Annotated in this window: 8 protein-coding genes; 7 read left to right on the top strand and 1 reads right to left on the bottom strand. The window is 43.5% G+C overall.

Annotated features, from left to right (window positions below; translation table 11 throughout):
- Window positions 1-253 precede the first annotated feature (253 nt).
- On the top strand, window positions 254-706 hold the full coding sequence (locus B9G53_RS18175; protein ID WP_094534828.1) for a hypothetical protein: 453 nt from the start codon (window positions 254-256) through the stop codon (window positions 704-706).
- A gap of 52 nt (window positions 707-758) precedes the next feature.
- Here B9G53_RS18175 and ctpC read toward each other — a convergent pair whose 3' ends face one another.
- Window positions 759-2,024: a carboxyl-terminal processing protease CtpC gene (ctpC, locus tag B9G53_RS18170; RefSeq protein ID WP_094534826.1), complete on the bottom strand. Its 1,266-nt coding sequence runs from the start codon at window positions 2,022-2,024 to the stop codon at window positions 759-761.
- A gap of 820 nt (window positions 2,025-2,844) precedes the next feature.
- On the opposite strand from ctpC, the gene B9G53_RS18165 reads away from it, so the two are divergent.
- The 6 genes from B9G53_RS18165 (at window position 2,845) to B9G53_RS18140 (ending at window position 11,036) form a co-directional block, all read left to right on the top strand.
- Window positions 2,845-4,149: an ammonium transporter gene (locus tag B9G53_RS18165; RefSeq protein ID WP_217901619.1), complete on the top strand. Its 1,305-nt coding sequence runs from the start codon at window positions 2,845-2,847 to the stop codon at window positions 4,147-4,149.
- 205 nt (window positions 4,150-4,354) lie between these two features.
- Entirely contained in the window at window positions 4,355-5,857 is a 1,503-nt protein-coding gene (locus B9G53_RS18160) for an ammonium transporter (protein WP_176453263.1), read from the top strand.
- 278 nt (window positions 5,858-6,135) lie between these two features.
- Window positions 6,136-8,061, top strand: coding sequence for a sulfite reductase, ferredoxin dependent (gene sir, locus B9G53_RS18155; RefSeq protein WP_094534821.1), 1,926 nt, complete (start codon window positions 6,136-6,138; stop codon window positions 8,059-8,061).
- A 200-nt stretch (window positions 8,062-8,261) separates the two neighbouring features.
- The gene (locus B9G53_RS18150) at window positions 8,262-9,686 is read left to right on the top strand and encodes an aminotransferase class I/II-fold pyridoxal phosphate-dependent enzyme (protein ID WP_094534819.1); all 1,425 of its coding nucleotides are present in this window, start codon (window positions 8,262-8,264) and stop codon (window positions 9,684-9,686) included.
- A gap of 253 nt (window positions 9,687-9,939) precedes the next feature.
- Window positions 9,940-10,440: a DUF2231 domain-containing protein gene (locus B9G53_RS18145; RefSeq protein ID WP_094534817.1), complete on the top strand. Its 501-nt coding sequence runs from the start codon at window positions 9,940-9,942 to the stop codon at window positions 10,438-10,440.
- Window positions 10,437-11,036 carry a DUF2231 domain-containing protein gene (locus B9G53_RS18140; protein WP_094534815.1) on the top strand — a complete coding sequence of 200 codons (600 nt, stop codon included), beginning with the start codon at window positions 10,437-10,439 and terminating at the stop codon, window positions 11,034-11,036. The genes B9G53_RS18145 and B9G53_RS18140 overlap by 4 nt, the downstream gene beginning before the upstream one ends.
- Window positions 11,037-11,039 lie beyond the last annotated feature (3 nt).

Here is an 11,039-nt window from a genome sequence, read left to right as displayed (position 1 = left end):
CTCAAACCTAAAAAGCACGGGCGCTTACCTAAAAGCATTTTTCGTCTTGGTTTTGATTCTCTGCGTCACTTCATCTTTGACCTTCATCTTAATTCTCAAGCCTTTTTTAACTCCATTAATTTTTTGTCCTGTACTTAGAAATTAAGGTAAAAATGCTGCTATGTGCCGTCCTTACTTTGTAGATCCTATAGCGATTGGTAATAACGCTATATAATTAAGGCTGATCTACAGAGCAACAAAATAGAGTAAAACCGTGGCGCATACCTTTTTAGTGCAACCTGGGAAATGGACTCTCGAAGGTAATTGGGTAGAGCGAGACTCCATGCCAATTCAAGTCAAGGGTAGAACTTTAGTAGGTTGGTCAAGAGATAATTTTTGGTTCACTATGGTCACCAAGTTGACTTTTCCCAATAGTGATCGCGAAGAATTAACCATGGCTTATAAAGGGAGAATTGACTCGGATGAGCGTCGGTTTACCTTTGTTGTTGATGATAGCTCGCTGGGCAAAGTTGAAGGGGAGGGCATAATTGGACCAGAATCGATTATTCAACGTTATTGGGTAATGGGGGACAAAAAAATGCGAACAGGTTTTCAGACCCTTTACCGTCGAGATAATAATATTTATTCTTTAACTAGTGGGATTATTGCAGGTCAAAATCTCGAAAGCACAATGGAAGCAGTACTGACACGCCACATGGATTCATAAAAAAAGCAGACAATTTAATGTCTGCTTTTTTATATTTGCATTTCTATATTTTTTAGCGAGAGCTTACACTTTTTAGCTCAGTCGATAAAATATCGATCGCCTTGGCAAATTGTGGGTCAGAACTTGTACCAACTAGCTCACGATTTTTATTGAGCTTTTCCAGATCTTCTTTGGTTAGCTCAACTACGCGATCGGGCACAATCCCCATGTGATTGATATCGCGTCCATTGGGAGTGTAGTACTTAGCGATCGTCACAGCCATACCTGAACCATCACTCAAGGAATGTACTGACTGTACTAGTCCCTTACCAAAAGTTTTAGTGCCGACAATCACCGCTCGTTTGTTGTCTTGCAAAGCCCCCGAAAGGATTTCACTAGCACTTGCTGAGCCACCATCAACTAACACCACAAGGGGTTTATTAGTGAGAGCTTGACGGTTAGCGGTCAGCCTTTCACTTTCACCCTTGCGATCAATTGTGGAAACAATGGTGGCGTTGTCTAGCCACATCCGCGCAATTTCAGCACTGGAATAGAGAAGTCCACCGGGGTTGGATCGCAAATCTAAGACAAAACCAACTGCGCCTTTACTGACATGATCTTGGATCGCTTTACGCATATCACTTGCCGCATTAGCGTTAAACTGCCGCAGACTGATGTAGCCAACCTTGCCGACATTGGTATCACGAAGTTCGGCTTTGACTGGATGGATCTCAATCTTGGCGCGTTCTAGCTCAATATCAAACTGCTTATCGCCACGCTTGATCCCCAATTTAACTTTTGTACCAGCAGGACCACGAATTAGGGCTACTGCTTGGTTGATATCCATGCCTTCGGTGGATTTATTAGCGATTGAAGTAATAATGTCTTTAGTCAAAACGCCAGCACGAGATGCTGGTGAATCTTCAATTGGGGCAACAACTGTCAATTGCTTGGTCGCATCATCCATGCCAAGCTGAATCCCAACGCCTGTGAGTTCCCCCGAAGTATCAATTTGCATACTCTTAAACTGCTCAGGATCCATAAAGCGTGTATATGGATCATCGAGAAGTTTGAGCATTTCCCGAACTGAGCGATATGCCTCAGCTTTGGAAGAGTAATCGCGATTTTCGACATATTGTCGTCTGACTTGTCGCCAGTCAACTTTATTGAAAGCACCATCGACATATTCGCGATTGATAAGCTGCCAAGCTTCATCAACGATTTCTTTGGGGCTATCCCGAAATGCGGCGATGCTAGGGTTTGCTAGCTGAAAACCAACAACTGCCACAGCCGCAGCCAATGCTGCTGTTGTACCAAGTACAAGTCCGCCTTTTGCCATGTCAACTTCCTGAAAAGTGATGTGTGTGAGGAATACAAGAATGCAAGATATAAAATCACTTCAACTCTAGCACAGGAGTTTTTAAGCGTGTGATTAAATTAGCAAAACAGGAGCGAACCTTTGTGAGTTGCTCCCTTGCCACCCAAGAATTAGTGGTGCGGCGCGAAGCGCCGCACCACTAATTCTTGGTTTTAATATCTATAGTTTTTAGACTGAGAAGGTAGTAAGCACTAATGCTTAAAGTTATAGTCCATCCCGAATACCAATGTTAAACTTCAGGTTTTTAATTGGTATCTCATAATTTTTAGAGGTAATCATTCAATTTTAAATGTCTTAGCCACTATGAGTTGCAAATGTAGTTTCCAATACAAATTGATGCTTGATAAATTGATGAAATCATTATTGGATAATTTACCTATGATAACCATAGAAGTTAGTCTATGAGCTTTATAAGTTCTTAGCTTTTCAGCCTTGGGATGCTTCTGAAGCAGCGCTTATTTAACTCATTTTACCTTAATGTGAAAACTTTGTGAAAGGTATAGAGTCTGTGATCAAAAAATTTCTATTGAGTACGTTGCTAGTTTTGTGGTTAGTGAGTTTTCCTTTTACAGGTCAGACTTGGGCGCAATCACCTACTCCCACCGCTAGCCCTACAGAAACTGCTTCTCCTGCGGCTACCGTAAGTCCTTCGCCTATTGCATCGCCTAGCGTTTCGCCAACCACTACCTCAGCTCCCACAAGTAGCGATGTTGTAACTCTAACCAAAGAGCAAAAGGAAGCCCTCGACAAACTTCTTGCACCTACACCTGCTGCTTCTCCCATCAATTCTGGTGATACGGCATTTATGTTAGTAGCGGCGGCTCTTGTGTTGCTGATGACTCCAGGGTTAGCATTTTTCTATGGTGGCTTAGTCCGAACCCGCAATGTACTAAACACGATGATGATGAGCTTACTGCTCATGGCTGTAGTCGGTGTTACTTGGGTACTTTGGGGGTATAGCTTAGCCTTTGATGTAACTGCTGAAGTAGCTAAGGGTACATTTGGTCAGGGGCTAGAAAAGTTTATTGGTGGACTTGATTGGGTATTCCTCAATGGAGTCAAGTTTGATGCTCCTGATCCCGTTGGCTATGCAGGAACAATTCCTCACGCAGTATTCATGGTTTACCAGATGATGTTTGCGATCATCACACCAGCCCTTATTTCTGGTGCGATCGTGGAACGGATGAGCTTCAAAGCTTATTTCTGGTTTATTTTGCTCTGGTCTACATTTGTTTATGCTCCTCTTGCCCATATGGTATGGGGTCGAGGATTCTTGCAAGAGTTGGGAGCCTTAGACTTTGCAGGTGGAACAGTTGTTCACATTAGTTCTGGTGTGGCTGCTGTAGTTGCTGTTTTGGTAATTGGTTCTCGCAAAGATTTCGCTACTAGACCTCATACTCCACATAATGTCCCATACGTTCTTTTAGGCATTGGTCTGCTGTGGTTTGGTTGGTTTGGATTTAATGCTGGTAGCGCTCTGGCGGCTGGACCACTTGCGGCAGTTGCCTTTGTGGCAACTACTGTGTCAACCTCTTCTGGTGGTTTAACTTGGTTACTATTTGAATGGGTGTTACGTGGTAAGCCAACTGCTGTAGGTATTGCTAGTGGATTCTTGGCAGGGCTAGTTGGTATTACTCCTGCGGCAGGATTTGTTACGCCAATTGGCGCGATTTTGATTGGCTCAATTACGGCTGTATGCTGTTTTGTTGCTGTAAGTTTGCGTGCAAAATTCAAATTTGATGACTCCCTCGATACCTTCTCTGTTCATGGTGTTGGCGGAACTATTGGTGCAATGCTAACTGGTGTATTTGCGACCAAAGCTGCCTTTGGTGGAGATGCCAACCTTGGACTTTTGGATGGTAATCCTATACTCATTTGGAAGCAGTTTGAGGGTGTTGCCATTACCTACGTGTTTGCAGCTATAGCTACATTTATCATTCTCCAAGTCTTGAAACTATTTATGGACTTGAGAGTTGCTCCTTCCATTGAGGAGCAAGGTATTGACTTGCCTGTACATGGCGAGGAAGGCTATGGAAGTGAGTTTGGTTCTGGTGTATTTGTCAGTCAAACTCCAAATGAAAGTTAAAATCTCAAAATAGTCTCAGACTCAATATTAAATACTTTCAATACTATAGACGGCGCAATGCGTCGTCTATTTTTATATAGCAATACTCGAAAATGTATAACTTTACACAAAACCTAGGTGCTTGAATCTGTTGTTATGAAAGTAATTAATCTTTGCATTCTTTGTATTTGCATGGGTAACTTACTTAGCTGAGGAGAATCTTAAGGTGTTGGTTTATAAGTCAAATCAAAAGAGGAGACTCAAGAGTTCAGTAAATTGGACTGCTTGTATTCCCCTTGCGGCAATTATCGGTGTTTTTTGGGTGTACGCAGCCACTGCTCAAACTGCTGCCCCCACTCCTGAACCGCTAACTCCAGACAAGGTTCAGGAAAATGTTGCGGCACTCAAAGTTGGTTTAGATACTCTTTGGGTAGTTATTGCAGCATTTCTCGTGTTTTTCATGAATGCTGGCTTTGCTCTGGTTGAGTCTGGCTTTTGTCGCCGCAAAAATGCGGTTAATATTCTTACCAAAAACTTAATTGTATTTGCGATCGCTACCATCGCTTACTGGGCAATCGGTTTTGGCTTCATGTATGGCGATAGCGGCGGCAATGCCTTTATTGGCTTGAAAGGATTTTTCTTAAGTGGTGCAGACAATAGCCCTGCAACTCTTGATGCTTATAAGGGTGACTTCCCCGGACTAAGCTGGACAGGTGTGCCGCTCGAAGCTAAGTTCTTGTTCCAGTTAGTATTTGCAGGAACAGCCGCAACAATCGTTTCAGGTGCAGTAGCCGAAAGGATTAAGTTTGTTGCATTCTTGATCTTCAGCTTTTTGTTAGTTGGCATTTCCTATGCGATTACTGGACATTGGATCTGGGGTGGTGGATGGCTGTCAAAATTGGGCTTTTTCGATTTTGCGGGTTCTACAGTAGTTCACTCAGCTGGGGGCTGGGCAGCACTTATTGGCGCGGCAATTCTTGGCGCACGTCATGGCAGATACGGCGAAGATGGCAAAAATCGTGCTATTCCTGGTCATAGTATGAGTCTGGCAACTTTAGGCTGCTTGATCCTATGGTTAGGTTGGTTTGGCTTCAACCCCGGTTCAACCATGGCGGCTGACGGTCGTTTGATCTCCCATATTGCCTTAACTACAAACATGGGTGCTTCCGCAGGTGGTATTGCCGCAACTATCGTTGCTTGGTTTTATCTTGGTAAGCCAGACTTATCAATGATCGTTAACGGTATCTTGGCTGGATTGGTATCGGTTACTGCTTCTTGTGCTTGGATTACCTTACCTAGCTCCATTATCATTGGTGCGATCGGCGGCACAATTGTTGTATTTGCAGTTGGCTTCTTCGACAATCTGAAGATTGATGATCCCGTTGGTGCAACTTCAGTCCACCTTGTTTGTGGTATTTGGGGTACTCTAGCTGTCGGTCTATTTGCTGTCGGACAGACAACGGATATCGGCGGTGGTTACATTTTGCAAGCAGGTGCTGGTCCTAAGGCTGGCTTATTCTTCGGTGGTGGCTTTGATCAAGTTTTAGCTCAACTGATTGGTATTGCTTCCGTTGGTGGTTTTACCGTTGCCTTTAGCTTTATTGCTTGGTACGTTATTTCCCTAATCACAGGTGGTATTCGTGTTGAGCCAGAAGAAGAGTTCAAGGGACTTGATATCTCTGAACATGGCATGGAAGCCTATTCTGGTTTTGGTAAAGAAAGCGAATAGTTTTTTCTAAACCCAACAATAGTAATGGCGGCGCGAAGCGCCGCCATTACTATTGTTGAGGTTTATGTCCTAAGCAAAACTCGCATTGCAATATAAAAACCAAGAATACGAGTGGCGGCGCTTCGCGCCGCCACTCGTCTATTGCAAAACAAAAAGCAAAGGCAGCCCATGGGGCTGCCTTTGCTTTTTGTAAAGTTCATCCTAATTCCGATGGGGTTATCGGGGTATAATGGTGGGGCAAAGAAGTTAAAAATATACGAAATCTCGATAGTTGAACCATGACAAACACTTTGACAAATCCTGTAAAAGTATCAAAGGTTGAAGTCCTTAAGCAAAAAAGTAACTTTTTGCGAGGTCCGATCAATACTGAGCTAACTGATGGCAACCCTTTTTTCAGTCAGGATGGTATACAGATCCTGAAGTTTCATGGTTCTTATCAACAAAAAGAGCGAGATTTTGAAAAGAACAAGGTTAAAGGTGAAGAAGCGCAATACAGCATGATGTTGCGTACCCGTAGCCCCGGTGGTGTGATTCCTTGGCAGTTGTATGTGGCTTTGGATAAGCTGTGTGATAAGTATGGCAATCACACTTTGAGGGCAACAACGCGGCAAGGTTTTCAGATTCATGGCATTCTTAAAGAGAATCTGAAAACGGTGATTGCTGATATCACGCGAAACATGGGATCAACGGTGGGTGCTTGTGGTGACATCAATCGTAATGTCATGGCTCCATCGGCTCCTTTTAAAAATAAGCCTGAGTATGCCTATGCCCGTGAATATGCTTTTAAAATTGCGGATTTGTTAGCACCACAGGCTGGGGCTTATTATGATATTTGGCTTGATGGCGAAGTTGCGGTAACTTCTTCTGAAGCACCTGAGGTTACTGAGGCTCGTAATCGTCAGGGAACGGGGACAGCTAAAACTAACATCAGTGATATTGAGCCGATCTATGGTGTTCAGTATCTACCACGCAAATTTAAAATTGCGATCGCGGTTGCTGGTGATAACTCAGTCGATCTCTATACCAATGACTTGGCATTGGTGGTGATTACCAATGCTCAAAACGAGCTAGAAGGCTTTAATGTTTACGTTGGTGGTGGTTTGGGACGCGCCCACAATAATGATGCAACCATTGTCAGAATGGCTGACAGCATTGGCTTTGTGCCTGAGGCTAAAATTTATGATGTGATTAAGGCGATCGTTTCATTACAACGGGACTATGGCGATCGCCACAATCGTCGTCATTCTCGCTTCAAGCATATTTTGCATGAGTGGGGTGTAGAGAAATTTAAGCAAGTTTTATTGGACTACTATCCAACCAAGCTTGATGTAGCTCGCGAATTGCCAGATTTCAAATATCAGGATTATTTGGGCTGGCATGAGCAGGGTGATGGCAAATACTTTGTCGGTGTCTCGATTGAGAATGGTCGGGTTAGCGATCGCGAAGATCTAAAACTGAAAACTGCTTTGCGGGAAATCAGTGAGAAATTCCATCATGATTTTGTCCTTACGCCCAATCACAACTTGTTGATTACGGAAGTTGCTGCCGATGAGAAAGAAGAGATTCAAAAGATTCTTGATCGCTGTGGTGTTCTTGCTGCTGACAAAATTGATTCCCTCGTTCGCTATTCGATGGCTTGTCCCGCATTTCCGACCTGTGGATTAGCGATCGCCGAGTCAGAACGTGCATTACCCAGCGTATTAGCCAGAATCCGCCAACTATTAGTGCGTTTGGGCTTAGAGAACGAAACCTTTGTCACCCGCATGACAGGCTGCCCCAATGGTTGCGCTCGTCCCTACATGGCGGAACTTGCTTTTGTCGGTAGCGCTGCTGATGAATACCAAATTTGGCTAGGTGGTAGCTTTAACTCGACCCGTTTAGCTCAACCCTATGTACAACGTTTGCATATTCAAAATCTTGAACAAGGTTTAGAACCTCTATTTGTTTATTTCAAAAATGAACGAGTCGCGAGTGAAACCTTTGGTGATTTTTGCGATCGCAAGGGGATCGAAGACTTACGCAAGTTTGCGGAAGCCTATGTTCCCGAAGTAGATGAAACTGACTCTAAGGGCAAACGTAAAGATGTCCGTCATCGCGTTACCCTTTCGGCTAAGTCCTATGAACTGCTCAAAAAAGCTGTTGAGGAAAAGGGTGCTTCGATGAAGGATCTTGTGGAAACAGCTTTGGAGAAATATTTGGGTTAGTGATCTTAGAAACCATTTGAGAATTACTTTCTGCGGTCAGAAGCTCTAAGAGATCCCCCTCAATCCCCCTTAAAAAGGGGGAAGAGTTTAAATTCTCCCCCCTTTTTAAGGGGGGCTGGGGGGGATCTAGACAGGTTTCTTAAGATGGGAGGAGCTTTGCGCCTCCCATCCTAAATTTTGCCATATATTTAAAATAGACCTTGAATCAAGATTCAGTTCCATTATTAGAAGCGGCGCGGCGATATCTAGATATCAATCACGCGCCGTTTTATATGCCAGCACATAAACGTGGTCAGGGAATCGATCGCGAGTTGACGGCAATCATGGGTGAAAATATGTTTCGCCTAGATTTGCCAGAATTACCTGATCTCGAAGATTGCATCACTGATGCTGAAACTCTTGCTGCTGATGCTTATGACAGCGATCGCGCATGGTTTCTGACCAATGGCTCTACTTGTGGTGTACAAGCGATGCTTTTGGCAACCTGTGGCGCAGGTGACAAGATTCTCATTGGGCGCAATTGTCATAAGGCGGCGATCGCAGGATTAGTTCTCAATGGTGCTACACCGATTTATTTACCTACTGACTATCTAGCAGAATATGATTTAGATTTGGGTGTAAGCCCTAAAACTCTAGAATTATTTCTGAATCTACATCCTGACGCAAAAGCAGTAATGCTGGTAAGTCCTAATTATTTTGGAGTCTGTGGCGAACTTGAGAAAATGGTAGCGATCGCCCATTCTTTTGATGTTCCCCTATTAGTCGATGCTGCTCACGGAGCGCATTTAGGATTCCATCCTGACATACCAAAATCAGCATTACAAGCAGGAGCCGATCTCGTAGTTCAATCTACGCACAAAGTGGCAGGTAGTCTCACGCAGTCTTCAATGTTGCATCTCCAAGGCGATCGCGTTGCTACTGAACAGGTTGATCGGGCGTTACAAATATTGCGATCAAGCAGTCCCAATCTCTTGCTCATGATTTCTCTGGATGTGGCAAGACGGCAAATGGCTATGCATGGCAAAGAACTCTTAACTGAGACATTGAAGCTAGCAAAAACTGCGCGATCGCAATTAGACCAAATTCCAAATTTGCGAACTTTTAGTCAAATAGAAATTCCTACCCTTGATAATACTCGACTTACGGTGATGACTGATTGCCTAGAGATTACAGGGTTTGAAGCTGATGAATATTTACATTCCCAATTGGATGTGATGGCGGAAATGCCTACACTTACGCAATTAGTATTTAGTCTTAGCTTTGGTAATACTAAAACTGATATTGAGCGGCTAGTGAATGGATTGCAACAACTCAGCAAGGAAAAAGGAACAAGGAAAAAGGAAAAACCAATTACCAATTACCAATCACCAATCACCAATTACCAATCTAAACTTACTCCTCGTGAAGTCTATTTTGCTAAAAGCGATCGCATTCCTCTCGAACAAGCGATCGGGCGAATTAGTGCAGAATCTCTTTGTCCCTATCCTCCAGGGATTCCTTTAGTGTGTATTGGTGAAGAAATTACCTTTGAAGTATTAGAAATGTTGCAAGCTATTGTGCGATCGGGTGGCATCATTAATGGAGTTAGTGATACCACTCTGCAAACAGTTCTAGTCGTATCATAACTCTGTAGCAAATATTGAATCTACATTACAATAAGTGACATCTGGCTATACGACAGGGTGTCTTTTGACTTGAAAGAAGGAATAGCGCAATGTTGTAGAAAAAAACATGTGGGCTTTCAAGTTAAGAAATGGCTTAGTCATTTCTTAACTTGGTATTAAATCTAGATAAGCATTTGGTAAAGACTTGTGATCTTGGCTTAACCTAAGAGTGCGATCAGGAAATCAATTATCTTGTTGAGTATGCACAATAATTATGCTGGAATCCTTACCACCGTTAAATGACCATAACTTACCTTATCCCGATACAATTCATCCAATTGTGGTGCATTTTGTAATTGCGATGGTGTTGTTTGCCGTAGTATGTGATGCGATCGCCTATTTCACGCGCAATCCGCGCCTATACGAAGTTAGTTGGTGGAATCTGTTTTTTGCTACTATTTCTATCTTTATTGCCATTGTGTTTGGACAAATTGAAGCTGGACTTGCAGAACCTTATAGTTCAGTAGAACCTACTTTAAACTTACATACAATCATCGGCTGGTCATTATCGGGGATTATCGCAGCGATGACAGGATGGCGGTATGTCTTGCGTATCCGCGATCCCAAGACTTTACCTATTTCATTTCTCTTTGCAGGTGTACTATTAACAGGAATAGTTCTGTTTCAAGTTTATTTAGGTGATTTATTGGTTTGGGTTTATGGGCTGCACACAGTTCCAGTAGTCGAAGCTTTAAGGGAGGCTAGTTTGAAATGATCGCAACTTTAATCGATCAATTACATGGTCAATTGGGCTTGAATGGTTTACCCTACAGCATTCCCATCCATCCGAATCTGGTTCACTTGACCCTTGGCTTATTTATTGTAGCGATCGGGTTCGATCTTGTGGGCGTATTTTTTGTTTTGGAAAAGCCGCTATTCAAGTTTATGGCGATCCCTGCGGCGCGATCGAATTTCTTTGATGTTGGTTGGTACAACATGGTCGCTGCCGCGATCGTTACTTTCTTTACGGTCGGCGCAGGTTTTTATGAAATCCTTCTAGCTACACCCGATGAGAATGTCAAAAGTGCTTGGGGTTTTCAAGCAATGGAGACAATGATTTGGCATGGTGTGGGCGGTGTGCTGTTATTAGCTCTAATTGTGGGCATGACGGTCTGGCGTGGGTTTCAGCGCTTCCTATGGCGCAAGGATATGGGACAACAGGTGCAGTGGAGCTATTTGTTAGCAGGACTCGTAATCTTCGCGATCATGTTTGTACATGGGACTTTGGGCGCACAGCTTGCCTCAGAGTTTGGGGTGCATATCACCGCTGATCGCCTGTTACGCATGGGTCAAGATCTTAATTCGCTATAGGGA

Source organism: Pseudanabaena sp. SR411, from assembly GCF_002251945.1.
In the GTDB taxonomy this organism is placed as follows: Bacteria; Cyanobacteriota; Cyanobacteriia; order Pseudanabaenales; family Pseudanabaenaceae; genus Pseudanabaena.
The sequence above is the reverse complement of the archived record's forward strand: the minus strand, read 5'-3'. Positions and strand labels throughout refer to the sequence as shown.